Origin of the sequence: Dysosmobacter segnis (assembly GCF_014297285.1) — a bacterium.
In the GTDB taxonomy this organism is placed as follows: Bacteria; Bacillota; Clostridia; order Oscillospirales; family Oscillospiraceae; genus Oscillibacter; species Oscillibacter segnis.
The window spans coordinates 60,473-74,189 of sequence record NZ_JACOQI010000009.1; the positions used below are offsets into that span (position 1 = coordinate 60,473).

The window sequence follows — 13,717 nt, forward strand, 5'->3', positions numbered from 1 at the left end:
CAGGAGAAAAAATTGACCGTATGATGAAAAAAAGATATTTCGCTATTCCCATTCTTGCAATCGCACTGCATTTTTTGCTGTCCAATCTATTATATTTTCTTGTGGAAAGGCTCGTTTTGGATGTTTTTCATATCCCCTCGCAGCAATTTATGAAACACTCATATTGGGGCGAGATTTTGATCTACGCTGTTCTTATCCTCGTATTCTTCACGCTCTATAACCTGCTTTGGAGGAAAGATATAAGCGAACCGCGCACAGCGACAAATTTCAAAGATGTGCTCGGCAGTCTGGTCGTGGGATTTGGCATTTGCGGGATCTCCGGTCTTTGGATCATGCTGGCAGAACAGCTTCCCTCGCTGCAAAAAAGCGTTGAGGCAGTGAACGCCGGTGCTGAAAATATTGCCGGCGGAAATGCATTTGGAACATTTATGATTGCGCTGATTGCTGCACCTGTTGTAGAAGAAATTCTATTCCGCGGCATTGTGCTTCGCTCCATGTGGAAATTCGCCCCAGCTTGGGCCTCGATTCTAATATCATCTGTACTCTTCGGCGTTTATCACCTGAATATCGTGCAGGCTGCCTATGCCACCCTTATGGGCATTGCCGCAGGAATCCTTTACGAGAAGAAAAGGAACCTGCTGTTTCCCATCCTCGTGCATTTCGCAAACAACCTCATTACTATGCTGCAGGGCTTTGCGCCATCCGAAGTGAATGAACTGATCAGCATTTTTATTCTGATCATGATCGCTCCGGCAGGGTATGTCGTCTGCCGTTCACTTAGACAGGGCAAAAGAGCAGATAGCATGTAAGGTTTTTATACAATGTATAAAGCATACAGCGGCACAGAGAGTTTGCTCTGTGCCGCTGTTTTTTATCTTCGTAATAGATTCAGCATGGAAAAAGGGACCGGGGCACAGTAAGCAGCGCCAAAGTTGCGGCAGTCCTTCTTGTCTGATCAGGTATTTCCACAGAAATCTGATCCATCTCCATGGTCGCCGGTCAAGGAAGCGGGTACACACGGTTGAAATGACCGTCCCCAAGCCTCCAAAGATATTCAATGACCACAGGGCTTGTGTATGAGGAACACAACCCTTGTGGTCAACATATCCAGGACGAATATCCATTATGACGGCAAAAAGCAGAAGCCACGTCGACGGATCAAAACCACACCTTTGCAGATGCTCGACCACGCGCTCCCTTATCTGCTGTTATGGCAGTCGCCTATGCACTGTGCGGTTCGTTGCATCTTCACATATGCCCTCGGAACAGGTGTTGCTCACATATTCGCGAAGTTTTCCGCAGTAGAGCAGTGTGTGCGGCACTCTAAGGAACTGCATCGGCTGTATGATAGAGGAACGTAGCTGTTCCGTGCCGTCAACCCGACTTTTTGTGAGAAGCTCTCCGACAAACTCTGAGCAATAATAGCAGCCCTCCTGCTTCCAGACAACATGGAAGTATGCCAGACATAAGCCAATATAGTTGTAACTGTACTTCCTCCTCCGCTTCCACATCACATCGAGCATTTCTTTGAGCTCTGCGTGTTGTTCTTCTGTGACACTCACGCTCAGAACCAACACCTTGGTTTCGGAAAAACGCTTGAAGGTACCGATACGGGGCGACTCTATCACGAAGCCGCCCCAAAACGGATTATAGGGATGCCTGCGGCCAAAAGAGTACATCCTCTCTAAATCTCTGGACAGGCTGATGGAGGCGTGGTTATATTCTGCGCCGGTGATTTGCTTAAGGATTCGGGACAGAAGTGTTCCGGTCTGGCTGATTACGATATATAGCTGTCTATTTTGATTGCTCATATGTGCATCCTCACAAGATTATCCACAGTGCCGTGCTATTGGCATAAGAGGTGCTGCAGGTCTCGAAGAAGTCCGTTTCGACTATGTTAGCGTTGGTGTGCTGGCTGACCCACTTCATGCTCTCCGGCTCGATCTCAAAGCCTCGATGCAGCGTTGGACAGCCGAGACCCATTCGGCAGGTCTTTGCGTATACAACTGCAATTGTTCGACTTTGAGCGTATTCTCCTCGTTGCCGCCGCTTCGGAAGTTCTCCATTTCCGAGCTCCTGATACACATAATAACCTTATCATTGACCTGTAAATCCTCAAAAGAAATCTTTGTAACCTTCTGCGTGGCAAAGTCGCAATAGACCATAGGAATGGACGAACATTCTGTCAGACATCCTTCACCTAAAGTACTTTCATCGACATCGTCCTTTACCGTTATGGTTTGCTTTTCTGTATCGATTTCCGTGATCACTGCGTTGGCGATCAGAAGCGTGTCATCCTTCAATGAACCGCACCCGGACAGGGACAGCAAGAGAGCCAATAAGCACAGAGCGATGCCGATTCCTCTTACATTTCTATCCAGCAATGTCTTATCCTCCTGTTTTTTGCTACGGAACTTATCCAATCTATGAAAAAGACACTTCTTCCGCCCTTTGCGTCAGGCGGGACAACGCACAGACCGCGTACATATAGCCTGCAAGAATCAGCGGTGCCGGCAGTCCGTAAAGCAGCGGCGCCGGGATGATACGCCAAAACAGCTTGAGCACACCGATCTCCGCGCCGTAGGTGAAGAAGTAGTTCGCCTCCGGGCAGAGCGTGAGGCGCAACAGGAGATTGATAAGGTGCGCGCCTACGGCAAGCAGGCCAAAGGTCTTGAGGATCCGCGGGATATCCTTGGGGTCGGGGCGGTAAAAGCCCAGCGTCGCCAGACTCAGGCCGCAGACAACAAGGAGCGCGTGGGTCACATAGTAGCCGAAAATTCGCGGCATTAACAGCGAAAAGCCGGAGAATAGAGGCTCCGGGAAGAGCAGCGCCATCAGTGCGCCAAGGGGCGCTACAAAGAAGGAAAAGCCCATGATCGAGCGGTTTCTCTTCCACACGCCCAGCGGGATCAGGAACAGATTGATGTTGCACAGGTGCAGCGGCAGCTCATTAAAAATGCTGAAGCCATTGGGATAGTACGCACGGATATACGTTGCGTCCATGGACAGCGAGAGCTTGTAGCCGGCAAACAGCGCGAGATTAAAAAAGCAAACGCCGATCAGATACCGGGAGCGCCGTGCTTCCGGTTTTCCGCGCAGCAGCAAGAGTATGAACAGCACCGCCGTTACCGTAAGCAAAAGCAGAAGCAAATGCGGCCCGCGAAAGGGCGTAATAGAAAATTCGTTCATTTCACACGCCGGAACGTCTTTCCGGTCTTCTCCTCAAGAAATCGGTTGAATTCCTCCACCGTCCCGCCGGTAAGAGTACGCTTGTCCAGAGACTGCGCATAGCGTTTCTTCATCAGAAGGATGATGTAGTCCCGCGACTCAGCCAGTGCGTCGATCAGTTCATAGCGGAAGGTGGAGGTCGTGGCCGCCGTAACGACGGTATAAGAATCCTCGCCGAACGCGACATGATATTCCTTTGTGCCCGCCAGCGTGTTTTTGCGGGCAATCATGCCGTTGAATCGATCCTGAAACAGCAGAACGGACAGCAGCATCACCTCTACCAGCAGGGAAGTCACCGTTCTGACATCAAGCGCAAAAGGCTCTCCATCGAATGGGATCAGCAGCAATGCGCTGAATAAAAAGACGCTCCAGCCGAAGATGGCCCAAACAATGCTTCTCTTTCGCCGCAGCGCCCTGCGCATCGCGCGGGCAGCTACGGTCATAGATCGATTTGTGATATCACTGTGAATTTCAAAAGTCATTCATATTCTCCATCGTTGATCATTTCTGTTTTTTGCAGCCTGTCTGGTTCCTTGCAGAAGTGTTCCGTCCAGAGCAGAGTATTTATGGATTATGTTATCATAACAGGAATAAAGTTTATGTTAAGTCTGCCTATTCTTTAAGGAGTCATCTCAAATTCAACACACTGCTCTCCTCATGAGAATTTTTCTGCAGCGGGATAAATGACGTCCTTTGTCCGGCTCGTATAAATTGCAGTCAGGCAGCACCGGAATACTTTTCTCCCTGAAATCGTCACGCTTACTATGTATGCAGCGCTATCACGGCATCACGCCAGCCTTGCGTTCACCAGATGATACCATGTCATCCCGTTTTCCTCATAGGACTGAAATTCACCGATGACGGTGATCTCCGCCCCCAGCTCCGGGTAATCGTCCGGGTAGGTATAATCACCTTCCAGCACAAATTCCATCCCCTCAGCGCAGCAGGCGGTCGCATCGGCGATGATGCAGGCATACGCTACCGGGGCCGGCTGCGTCACGCCGTCCACCACCATCTGATAAATGGCAAATATGCCATTTGCCTTGACCGTTTTACCGTAATAGTCCTCCGGGTAGAAATAGAGCATATTGTAGACCTCGGAGTAGACCATGGTGCTGCTGAGCACCGTCAGATCCACATCCACTTTGCCGGCATAGGGTTGCGACGGCTTAGACTTCCCCGGCGTTTCCTGTTCTTTCGGCGTTGGAATGCTCTCAGCCGATGCAGACGCTTCTTCATCGGAAGAAGATACGTCATTTCCTGCGTCCTTCCCGCTATCTTTCCCGCAGGCACAGAGGGAAAGCATCATGCAGGCAGCCAGCAGCAGGCAAAAAAGCTGTTTCATCCCGTTCCGCCTCCCCTTGCACGGCCGATAGTCGAACAAATCAAAAACGCCAGAATATCCACCGCCACGATGGTGGAGCCCACCGGTGTCCCAGCTAAAATAGCGATCAGGATACCCAGCGCCGCGCAGCTCACCGACAGTACGGCCGAGCAGACCGTCACGGACCGGAAATTCTGAAAAAGGCGCATGGCGGACAGCGCCGGGAAGATCACCAGCGCGGAGATCAGCAGCGAGCCGACCAGATTCATCGCCAGCACAATCACCACGGCAATGATGACGGCGATCAGCAGATTATACAAATCAGCCTTTGTGCCCGCCGCCTTGGCGAAGTCCTCGTCAAAGGTCACGGCAAAAATTTTGTTGTAATAGAGCAGAAACACCGCCACGACCACCACGGACAGTCCCGCACACAGCCAGACCTCGCTTTTTGACAGCGTCAGGATGGAGGTGGAGCCGAACAGCGTGCTGCACACATCGCCGGAGAGGTTGGACGAGGTGGAGAAGAGGTTCATCAGCAGATACCCGATGGCCAGCGCTCCCACTGAGATCATGGCGACGGCGGCATCGCCCTTGATCTTCGTGTTCTGCCCCGTGCGTAGCAGCAGGACGGCACAGACCACCGTGACGCCCAGCGTCAGGGGCATATCGTCCGTCAGTCCCAGCACGGCGGCAATCGCCATCGCGCCGAAGGCCACATGGGAAAGCCCGTCGCCGATGAAGGAAAACCTTTTCAGCACCAGCGTCACGCCCAGAAGCGACGAGCAGAGCGCAATCAGCACACCAACAATGAGTGCGTAGCGGACAAAGGGATAGGTCCAGTAGAACGCAATTTTTTCAAAAATCGCCGTCATTATGCCCCGCCGCCCTTCTGCCATGCCTGGGGGAACTCGTTCAGGTAAGCCGCCTTCGTGCCGAAGAACACCCTGTCCCCGATGTGCAGAATGTGGCTGGCATATTGCAGCGCCGCGCTCAGGTCATGGGAGATCATCACAACGGTGATGCCATCCTCGTAATTGAGCTTTTGAATGAGCGCATACATTTCCGCCGTCACCTTGGGATCAAGGCCGGAGACCGGTTCATCCAGAAGCAGCATTTTCTGGGTAGCGCACAGGGCGCGGGAGAGCAGTACCCGCTGCTGCTGGCCGCCGGAGAGCGTCCGGTAGCAGCGTTTGGCAAGGGGCGTGATCTGCATTTTCTCCATGGCGTCCGCCGCCAGTTTCTTTTCTTCTTTGCTGTAAAAGGGGCGGCTGCCGCAGTGCCCTTGACATCCGGAGAGAACGATCTCTCTCACGGATGCCGGGAAGTCCTTCTGGACAACGGTCTGCTGCGGCAGATAGCCGATCTCGTTTTTCCTCAGCCCGTCGCCCGTCAAAATTCTGCCGCTGATGGGCGGCTGCAAGCCAAGGATCGTTTTTATAAGGGTGCTCTTGCCGGAGCCGTTTTCTCCTACGATGCAGAGGTAGTCGCCTGCAAAGACCTCAAAATTGAGGTCTTGCAGAACGGACTTTCCATCGTAGCCGACGCAGAGATTCTGACAGGTGAGCTGAGCCATCATCTCACCCCCTTAATCCAATGCTTCTTTCAGCACGCCCAGATTCTGCTCCATGACGGAGAGATAGGTGGTGCCGTTTGCCACATCCTCAGAGGTGGTGGACTGCATGGAGTCCATGGTCAGCATCTTCTGGTTCTTCTCGGCGGTGTTTTCCACGATGGTTTCGGCAATTTTATGGTTCTTGCCCTCGATGGTCAGCACGCAGGGAAGCCCCAGCTCGTCCACCTTCTTTGCAAGGAATGAAACGGTTTCAAAGCTGGCCTCGCTCTCGGCGGAGCAACCCGCAAAGGCAGCATAGTAGCTCAGACCATAGTCATCCACCAGATAGCGGAATGGGAAGCGGTCGCCGAACAGGACAGTCTTGCGCGTCGCGCTGTCCACGGCGGATTGGTACGCGCCATCCAGCGTGGAAAGCTTTTCGATATAGGCGGAGGCGTTGGCGGCGTAGGTATCCTTGTTATCGGGATCAAGTTCCTGCAAGGCATCGGCAATCGCGCCGACCAGCGTTTTGGCGTTCTTCAAAGACAGCCAGACGTGCTCGTCCTTTTCCTCCCCATGGTCATGGCCGTGGCCCTCCATGTGCTCGCAGAGATCCTCACCGGTCATGTCAGCCGGGAAGAAGGTTGGCCACGACTTTTCCGGATCAACGATGGCGTCAAAGCTCTCGTTGCTCATCCGGATGTGGAAATGCTCGGCCGCAGCTGACTCGATCATGTGGTCGTTGAATTCGATGTAGATCGGTGCGCCGGAGGTTCTGTCTACCGCTTCAAAGCGATACATGGCCGCCTTGGTACCGGTAGACCAGTTCTGAATGTAATAGCCGATATACTTGTAGTCAGTGCCGGCCTTTTTGCCATTCTCATAGGTGAAGGTAATGTGGTCGCCTGCAATGTCAATATTGGTAATGTCCGTTTTGTAGCCCTTTTGATAGTAGGTCTTATACTCGTCGGCGGTCATCTCGCCTTCCTCTGCCATCACTGCAAAGGCATCGTCCAGCGTTCCGTCCAGCGCAAAGGGGTAGGCAGACTGCCAGCTGCCCTCCCAGTCGGACAGGCTTCTGTCCTGAACCTCATGATCTTCAAAGGTGGAAACCTCCTTGCTGTGGTCATGGGCGTGCTCTGCCTCCTGCATCCCCTCAACGGTCTCCTCCGTTTTTGCGGAATCACCCAGCACATTCAGCAGATTGATGACTTTTACATTCTTATTGTCGGCGTTTTTCAGGACGCTCTCCACCCAGCCGTCAGACTCACCGCCCACATGGACGAAGAGGTCGCAGTCGGAAATCTTGACGATGTCATCCGCCGTGGGCTGGTAGCTGTGCAGGTCAACGCCGTTGCTCAGCAACATGGTCAGATCGGTGCTCTCGGCCTTGTCGCCGAGAATTTCTCTGACCCAGTCGTATTCGGGGAAAATGGTGGTGACGACGCTCAGTTTGTTGGAATCGCTCTCCCCCTTCTCTACGGCGTTCTTTTTGCCGCAGCCGGCAAGCAGGCCGACCACCATGGTCAGCACAAGAAAGATGGTAAAAATTTTCTTCATCATATGGATAAAACCTCCGAATTTTTGAAAAATAGGCGCAAAAATACAAGGGCAGCGGCAAAACCGCAAGAGCCTATCCGAAAACGGATAGACTTCGCCCTTGTAAAAGTCCTATTTTAATTTGAAAGCTTTACCTTGAGAGAAACGAGTGTCAGTGTGCCGATCATCTCTGTGCAGGGTAGGATCGCCCTGCACATGGTATATGTAAACGCAGCAGTGATCACTGCGGCAGCACCGGCAAGCCCCAGAGATTTCAGCAGATTCTCGCAGACACCGATCTGATGGCAGATGGCGCAGTCGTCGCCGGAGCAGTCATGATCGGCTTCGACCGCAAGATAGATTGCAGAGGACAGCATGACAACGGCCAGCACGGCCGCCAGCAGGCGCGTCATAAAACAAAGCTTCTTTGTCATGGTCTGTCCTCCCTTCTGTTTGTTATTTTCCCTTGCAGTCCGAGCAGGTTCCATAGAGGATCGTGTCGGCTGCGTCCAGCGTGAATTGCTCGCTCTGCGCCAAGTGCTTTGCAAACAGTGCGGCGTTGCTGTCGGCCATGTGGAAGGTTTTGCCGCACTTCACACAGCTCATGTGCAGCGCGCCCTTGCAGCCCTTGGCGTCAAGATACTGATAAAACGCTTCGTGCGACCCGCTTTTTGCGCTGCGGCGCACCTTTTCCTCCGCTTCCAGCTGCGCAAGATTTCGATACACAGCGCTGAGACTGATCTGCTTCTCTGCCAGCGCGTCCGCCATCTGGCGTGCAGTCAGCAGTTCGTCCGGGTGCTCCCCTAAAAAAGCAAGCAAGGCTCTTCGCTGTTTTGTATTATAGCCTGACATCAGCCGCCCTCCAATATGCGAATCATTCGCAGATATTATAGCATCATTTTCCATTTTGTCAATATCATCCCGCGATAGGATATTCAAAGTTTTGTGTGGGATTTTTTAATTTAAGCCCTATTTCGACCGAGCGACTTCTCCCAACTTTTCTGTGGGATTTCTGTTTTAAGCCCCGATTTCGGGTGAGCAACTTCTTCCAACTTTTGTGTGGGATTTCCTCCGAGTAAACGAATTGTATATAAAAAAGGAAGCTGGCATCCAATAGGGCACCAGCTTCTCTCCAACCCTCCGAAGATATTTTGTATAATCTTAAACTTACAGTTTGACATGAGTCATTTTTCTTCTTGATAAGGTAAGTTGACCGCGCACATGACAGGTTCATCTTCACTACGGCAAAAGAAACAAATATTCTGTAGGTCTTTGGCTGCACGAATGGTTGCGTATTCGTGCAAGTGCGGCAAATACACATCTAACCGGTGCTGTTCGTACTTGAAGTGCTGCGGGTCATAGTCCCACACGAAATTTGTGTTCAAAATGGCGACTCGAACCTCTGATTGAAAATGATATTGTGGGTATTTCCAAAAGAGTTCTGCCGATGGTCTTGGCTCATCATAATAGATGTCTGTAGGCAAATGTCGAGTATAATCAACTTTATCTGCAAAAAGTTCACAGTCGTCATTTCCTTTAGTATGATAATATCGGTCAGTAGTTAGGATATTCTCATTTTGCTTGATGGCTATTGGAACTTGTTCTTTCAGCTCCTCAAAAAACTTTTCCGGGCTATTTATGAATAAAAAACTGGCAGTATCTTTTTCGTAGCACATTTCATCTAAGTACCTATCAGGCAGAAAAGACACCACATGGGGAAATATAGGCATCTTGCCATCATTCATAGCAGCTACTTTCGCTGCGTCGAATGAATAGAAGCACATAGTTGGTGTCAAAAGTGTCGGAATGAAACGCAGATAGTATGTATCCGTTCTGGGGTCATATAAGGTTTCAAGGTGATTTCCCATAGGGATACCGTGTGAATCTTTAACATTCATCCGAGAGTCACCATTTTTCAGGCGGGCAAAAACACATTCTAATTGATCTCCAGTTACCTTGTCGCCTGTTTTTGAATAATCAAACATCGCTTGACAAGGGCACACAGAGAAAAACAACTGAAAATGAGCTGCCAAGCCTTACACAATGCACCGCCTAACAGGACATAGGCGGTGTTTTTGTATGCAGACAGCGTTTTCTCTGTGTGCTGATATGGGCCAGCCGTGCGGCGTGGCCTAAATTCTTGTCAAGGAGGTTATTCGTGTCATGGCAGAAGAAAACAAGCATCCCCCTACCACGGAGGAACAGACCCCGCCTGAAATGCCGGGAAAAGCCCCGGAAAAGGAGCAGGCCGAGATCCCTGATGTGGGCGCCGGCCCCGCTCCGTCCGCAAAGGTGATCGACCTTTCCGCTGTGCGTTCCACGCCGGAAAAGGATGCTCCGACGGACATCCCCAAGGAGCCGGAAGCCCAGCCTGTTTCCGTCACCGAGTACAGCAAGCAGGAATGGAAAAAGCCCATGCCGGAGCCGGAGAAAACCAAGCCCAAACGGGGCCGCCCCGCAAAATCCGAAAAAGCTGCGCCTACCGAGCCGGGGGCCAAGAAAGAGACACAGGCGGAAAAGCCCCGCCGTGGCCGCCCGTCCAAGGCGGAAAAAGTGGCCCCGGAGCAGACCAAGCCGCCCAAGGCTGGCAAAACCCATGCAGCCCCCGAGGAAAAGGGAGCACCTCCGGCCCCGGAAGTGCCGCCTACACCCCGCGACGCTACCCGCGCCGAAAAAGAGGAAATCGTCTATCTTAACCTTTCCGACCTGCACCCGTTCAAGGATCATCCTTTTGGTGTCCGTGACGATGCGGAAATGAAATCTCTGGTGGAGAGCGTCCGCAACGGCGGCGTCAACCAGCCCGCACTGGTGCGTCCCCGTGAGGGCGGCGGCTATGAGATCATCGCGGGCCACCGCCGCCAGATGGCCAGCCAGCTTGCCGGGTATCGCAATATGCCCTGTATCGTCCGCAATATGACGGATGACGAGGCTATTCTCGCTATGACGGATGACAACCTCCGTCAGCGTGAAACGATTTTGCCCAGCGAAAAGGCCCTGTCCCTGAAAATGCAGTATGAGGCCATCAAGCATCAGGGAGCACGAGGCGACAGCGCCGAGGCCGGAAAGCTCTCTCTTGAAAGCGTGGGCCAGCGCAACGGCATGAGCGTGAAAACCGTGCAGCGGTATATCTGGCTCAATGATCTTGTGCCGGAATTGAAGCAGACGATGGATGACGGAAAGCTGTCTTTCACCCCGGCTGTGGAAATTTCCCGTGTGCGCCCCAAGCACCAGAAGTATATCGCCGTGTCCATTGAGGGCCAGCAGGCTTCGCCCTCCAAGGGGCAGGCAAAGCGGCTCCGTGAGCTGGACAAGGAAAACAAGCTCTCCCCAGACGTGATCGACGGTATTTTGTGTGAAGAAAAGAAAAAGGAGGATCGTGACGTGATTATTACTGGCGCTGAACTGGAAAAGTTTTTTGGTAAGGAGGCCACGCCCCGGCAGATGAAAGACCAGATCATGACGCTGCTGGAGGACTGGAAAGAGCGACAGCCGCCCGAGCTTGCCAAGCCCGACAAGAAAATGGATATGGAGAAGTAACGACCTCTGGCCACCATGACCAGAGGCTTTTTGCTGCCCTATCCGGGGTGCCCCGCAAAGTCGCAAGACTTTGTGGGGAGAGGAGGCGCAACGGAATGATCGAGCTTTTGCCATCCGCAAAAGTGAGGGATATGAAGTTTGTGCCGACGATGTGGCTCTTGCGGTTATATCCCCCGTCGCCGCCCGTAATCGAGCACAGGCGGGAGTGGGCTGTCAAGGGGGCTTCGCCCCGCCGTGTGCGGCGGCCTTGCCCTTGACCGCCTGCCCCGGCTGTGCTTTTTCTCCGGCAAGCGGCGGGGGTATATCCTCCAGAGCCGCCCCCTTTTCCAAGATTGGAAAAGGGCGGGGGAAAAAGGTTGACCCACCACATTATAAAAATGGAGGTTTTCAAAATGAAACGACCCCTTGCGTATATCACCGCCGCGTGGAGCGGCGATCCCTGCGAGGCGACGGAGCAGGCCGCCAAGTATTGCCGCGCTGTCTATGAGGCGGGCTTTTCGCCCATCTGCCCCACGCTCTATCAGCCGCTTTTCCTGAACGACGCCGTTCCCGAGGAACATAAGAGCGGCATCGACATGGGCCGCGACCTGCTTCGCCGCTCTCATGTGCTGGTGGTGTGCGGCAGCATCTCCACGGAAGGCATGAAAAACGATGTGGCCGTGGCCCAGCGGCTGGGGATCACGGCAACCACGCTGGACGGCATCCTGACCGTAAAGCGTCAGGGCCGCCGCTGATATGAACGAGATCCGGCTGGGAAGCCTGTTTGACGGGATCGGCGTGTTCCCGCTGGCGGCGGTGCACTGCGGCATCGTGCCCGCATGGGCCAGCGAGATAGAAAAAGCGCCTATCTCCATCACGAAACGCCACTTTCCCGGTATGGCGCATTTAGGAGATGTGACAAAGCTGAACGGCGGCGACATTCCGCCTGTCCACATTATCACCTTTGGCTCACCCTGCCAGAACCTCTCACAGATCGGCAACAGGGCCGGTCTTGCCGGGGAAAAATCCAGCCTGTTCTTTCATGCGATCCGTATTATCCGTGAAATGAGGGAGGCGACAAATGGTATATTTCCAGCAATCGCTGTTTGGGAGAACGTCATGGGAGCGTTTTTTTCAAATGACCGGATGGACTTTAGAGCCGTGCTCTCAGCGTTCACAGCCGCCGACATTTCAATGCCTGCTTCTGGAAAATGGGCAGGAGCCGGAATGGTGCGAGGGCACACACCCGATCTCGCATGGCGGCTCATGGACGCCCAGCATTGGGCAAGCCCCCGACTGGCACGACGGCAGCGCGTCTTTGTTGTGGCAGACTTTGGAGGACAATGTTCCAACGAAATACTTTTTAAGCCCCGCACAGTGCAGTCAATTTCTGCGTCTGGCGGAAATTGCTGGCTGTCCGCCGCCTGCGGAGATCGAGGCTCTTTTATTGAAGCAGGGCGGCGTGTACCGATCACCAGACCCTTTCAATGCTACCGTATGCGGGCATCGGCAAAGGAGCGGACAACGGAGGCGTTCCGAAACAGCTTCGGATTGCCAACTGACCCTTTTCCCACTCTGTTAGCCAGCGCGGTCAGTCCCTTTGCCTTTTGGTATGAGGACGATCCTGCCGGGGGCTGTGTCCGTTTTCCAACGGAAAGAGAGTGTGAACGGCTCATGGGGCTGCCGGAGGGCTGGACAAAGTACGGCGCGGATAGTGAGGAAATCCTGCCCGCCCACCGTTACCGGGCACTGGGAAACGCTATCGCGCTGCCCTGTGCTGAGTACATTATGCGCGGCATATACGACGTTCTGACAAGGAGGTGCTGAAAATGTCATCCCTGTTTGAAGCCTACATTACCAACCTCGGCAAATATAACGAGGGGCGGCTTGTAGGCGAAACGCTGAAATTCCCGGCCACCACGGAGGAGGTGCAGGCCCTTTTGAAGCGCATCGGCGTGGATGGGGTACGGTATGAGGAAATCTTCATTACCTCATTTGACGGTGATGTGCTGGGCCTGTATGACCATTTGGGCGAGTATGAAAGCATTGACGAGTTGAACCATCTGGCCCATGTGCTGTCTGACCTCGACCAGAGCGATATTGAAAAGTTTGAAGCCGTCATTGACAGCGGCGAATACACAGGCAGCGTCCATGACCTGATCAATCTCGCGCAAAATCTGGATTGCTATGACTTCTACCCCGGCATTGACAGCGAGGAGGCGCTGGGCCGGGTCTATATCGAGGAAATGGAAATGCTGGATGTGCCGGATAATGTGCTGCCCTACTTCGACTTTGAAGCCTACGGGCGGGACGCACGGATCAACGACGGCGGCCATTTTGCCCCCGGCGGTTATGTGTTCAATAACGGCGGCAACTTTGTGGAGCGGTATCACGGAATGGAGGACATTCCCCCGGAGCACCGCATCTTTGCCTATCCCAAGCTGAATATCCGGGAGCAGATGGCGGCGTATCAGGAGGTCATAGACCGTTCGGCGCTGAACGAGGAAAAGCAGCGGCTCCCCGCCAGCCGCGAGGACAGATAGGCCGCTTCTGGTCAC

At 53.2% G+C, this 13,717-nt stretch carries 16 protein-coding genes; 5 read left to right on the forward strand and 11 right to left on the reverse strand.

Annotation, left to right across the window (positions count from 1 at the left end):
• The first annotated feature begins 20 nt into the window (after positions 1 to 20).
• Complete coding sequence (locus tag H8Z83_RS10545) at positions 21 to 809, forward strand: CPBP family intramembrane glutamic endopeptidase (RefSeq protein WP_187014997.1); 789 nt, start codon at positions 21 to 23, stop codon at positions 807 to 809.
• Between the two features lie 399 nt (positions 810 to 1,208).
• Here H8Z83_RS10545 and H8Z83_RS10550 read toward each other — a convergent pair whose 3' ends face one another.
• From H8Z83_RS10550 to H8Z83_RS10600, 11 genes are all read right to left on the reverse strand, one after another.
• Entirely contained in the window at positions 1,209 to 1,811 is a 603-nt protein-coding gene (locus H8Z83_RS10550; RefSeq protein WP_187014998.1) for a hypothetical protein, read from the reverse strand.
• Positions 1,812 to 1,925: 114 nt separating this feature from the next.
• A complete protein-coding gene (locus tag H8Z83_RS10555) occupies positions 1,926 to 2,384 on the reverse strand; it encodes a hypothetical protein (RefSeq protein ID WP_187014999.1) in 459 nt (152 codons plus the stop codon).
• A gap of 40 nt (positions 2,385 to 2,424) precedes the next feature.
• Positions 2,425 to 3,189: a YwaF family protein gene (locus H8Z83_RS10560; protein ID WP_187015000.1), complete on the reverse strand. Its 765-nt coding sequence runs from the start codon at positions 3,187 to 3,189 to the stop codon at positions 2,425 to 2,427.
• Entirely contained in the window at positions 3,186 to 3,710 is a 525-nt protein-coding gene (locus H8Z83_RS10565; protein WP_187015001.1) for a YcxB family protein, read from the reverse strand. The genes H8Z83_RS10560 and H8Z83_RS10565 overlap by 4 nt, the downstream gene beginning before the upstream one ends.
• A 305-nt stretch (positions 3,711 to 4,015) precedes the next feature.
• The gene (locus H8Z83_RS10570) at positions 4,016 to 4,573 is read right to left on the reverse strand and encodes a hypothetical protein (protein WP_187015002.1); all 558 of its coding nucleotides are present in this window, start codon (positions 4,571 to 4,573) and stop codon (positions 4,016 to 4,018) included.
• A complete protein-coding gene (locus H8Z83_RS10575; protein WP_187015003.1) occupies positions 4,570 to 5,424 on the reverse strand; it encodes a metal ABC transporter permease in 855 nt (284 codons plus the stop codon). The genes H8Z83_RS10570 and H8Z83_RS10575 overlap by 4 nt, the downstream gene beginning before the upstream one ends.
• Positions 5,424 to 6,128 carry a metal ABC transporter ATP-binding protein gene (locus H8Z83_RS10580; RefSeq protein ID WP_436231645.1) on the reverse strand — a complete coding sequence of 235 codons (705 nt, stop codon included), beginning with the start codon at positions 6,126 to 6,128 and terminating at the stop codon, positions 5,424 to 5,426. Before H8Z83_RS10580 ends, H8Z83_RS10575 begins: the two co-directional genes overlap by 1 nt.
• 9 nt (positions 6,129 to 6,137) lie before the next feature.
• Positions 6,138 to 7,667: a metal ABC transporter solute-binding protein, Zn/Mn family gene (locus H8Z83_RS10585; protein WP_366464127.1), complete on the reverse strand. Its 1,530-nt coding sequence runs from the start codon at positions 7,665 to 7,667 to the stop codon at positions 6,138 to 6,140.
• A 113-nt stretch (positions 7,668 to 7,780) separates the two neighbouring features.
• The gene (locus tag H8Z83_RS10590) at positions 7,781 to 8,077 is read right to left on the reverse strand and encodes a hypothetical protein (protein ID WP_187015005.1); all 297 of its coding nucleotides are present in this window, start codon (positions 8,075 to 8,077) and stop codon (positions 7,781 to 7,783) included.
• Between the two features lie 22 nt (positions 8,078 to 8,099).
• Positions 8,100 to 8,495, reverse strand: a complete 396-nt coding sequence (locus tag H8Z83_RS10595; protein WP_058117458.1) for a Fur family transcriptional regulator — start codon at positions 8,493 to 8,495, stop codon at positions 8,100 to 8,102.
• A 332-nt stretch (positions 8,496 to 8,827) separates the two neighbouring features.
• Positions 8,828 to 9,676, reverse strand: coding sequence for a hypothetical protein (locus H8Z83_RS10600; RefSeq protein WP_187015006.1), 849 nt, complete (start codon positions 9,674 to 9,676; stop codon positions 8,828 to 8,830).
• Between the two features lie 130 nt (positions 9,677 to 9,806).
• Between H8Z83_RS10600 and H8Z83_RS10605 the strand changes: the two genes are divergently transcribed.
• The 4 genes from H8Z83_RS10605 to H8Z83_RS10620 all read left to right on the forward strand — a co-directional run bounded on the left by H8Z83_RS10605 (position 9,807) and on the right by H8Z83_RS10620 (position 13,702).
• The gene (locus H8Z83_RS10605; protein ID WP_187015007.1) at positions 9,807 to 11,180 is read left to right on the forward strand and encodes a ParB/RepB/Spo0J family partition protein; all 1,374 of its coding nucleotides are present in this window, start codon (positions 9,807 to 9,809) and stop codon (positions 11,178 to 11,180) included.
• A gap of 392 nt (positions 11,181 to 11,572) precedes the next feature.
• Positions 11,573 to 11,914, forward strand: a complete 342-nt coding sequence (locus tag H8Z83_RS10610; protein ID WP_147563399.1) for a DUF7768 domain-containing protein — start codon at positions 11,573 to 11,575, stop codon at positions 11,912 to 11,914.
• Between the two features lies 1 nt (position 11,915).
• Positions 11,916 to 12,986, forward strand: coding sequence for a DNA cytosine methyltransferase (locus H8Z83_RS10615; protein WP_187015008.1), 1,071 nt, complete (start codon positions 11,916 to 11,918; stop codon positions 12,984 to 12,986).
• A 2-nt stretch (positions 12,987 to 12,988) separates the two neighbouring features.
• Entirely contained in the window at positions 12,989 to 13,702 is a 714-nt protein-coding gene (locus tag H8Z83_RS10620; RefSeq protein ID WP_118482324.1) for an antirestriction protein ArdA, read from the forward strand.
• Positions 13,703 to 13,717 lie beyond the last annotated feature (15 nt).

Excerpts from the sequence above, each read along its gene's own strand:
- H8Z83_RS10545 (WP_187014997.1), top strand. The coding sequence starts at position 21 with ATGATGAAAAAAAGATATTTCGCTATTCCCATTCTTGCAATCGCACTG.
- H8Z83_RS10550 (WP_187014998.1), bottom strand. The coding sequence starts at position 1,811 with ATGAGCAATCAAAATAGACAGCTATATATCGTAATCAGCCAGACCGGA.
- H8Z83_RS10560 (WP_187015000.1), bottom strand. The coding sequence starts at position 3,189 with ATGAACGAATTTTCTATTACGCCCTTTCGCGGGCCGCATTTGCTTCTG.
- H8Z83_RS10565 (WP_187015001.1), bottom strand. The coding sequence starts at position 3,710 with ATGACTTTTGAAATTCACAGTGATATCACAAATCGATCTATGACCGTA.
- H8Z83_RS10570 (WP_187015002.1), bottom strand. The coding sequence starts at position 4,573 with ATGAAACAGCTTTTTTGCCTGCTGCTGGCTGCCTGCATGATGCTTTCC.
- H8Z83_RS10575 (WP_187015003.1), bottom strand. The coding sequence starts at position 5,424 with ATGACGGCGATTTTTGAAAAAATTGCGTTCTACTGGACCTATCCCTTT.
- H8Z83_RS10580 (WP_436231645.1), bottom strand. The coding sequence starts at position 6,128 with ATGATGGCTCAGCTCACCTGTCAGAATCTCTGCGTCGGCTACGATGGA.
- H8Z83_RS10585 (WP_366464127.1), bottom strand. The coding sequence starts at position 7,667 with ATGATGAAGAAAATTTTTACCATCTTTCTTGTGCTGACCATGGTGGTC.
- H8Z83_RS10590 (WP_187015005.1), bottom strand. The coding sequence starts at position 8,077 with ATGACAAAGAAGCTTTGTTTTATGACGCGCCTGCTGGCGGCCGTGCTG.
- H8Z83_RS10595 (WP_058117458.1), bottom strand. The coding sequence starts at position 8,495 with ATGTCAGGCTATAATACAAAACAGCGAAGAGCCTTGCTTGCTTTTTTA.
- H8Z83_RS10605 (WP_187015007.1), top strand. The coding sequence starts at position 9,807 with ATGGCAGAAGAAAACAAGCATCCCCCTACCACGGAGGAACAGACCCCG.
- H8Z83_RS10610 (WP_147563399.1), top strand. The coding sequence starts at position 11,573 with ATGAAACGACCCCTTGCGTATATCACCGCCGCGTGGAGCGGCGATCCC.
- H8Z83_RS10615 (WP_187015008.1), top strand. The coding sequence starts at position 11,916 with ATGAACGAGATCCGGCTGGGAAGCCTGTTTGACGGGATCGGCGTGTTC.
- H8Z83_RS10620 (WP_118482324.1), top strand. The coding sequence starts at position 12,989 with ATGTCATCCCTGTTTGAAGCCTACATTACCAACCTCGGCAAATATAAC.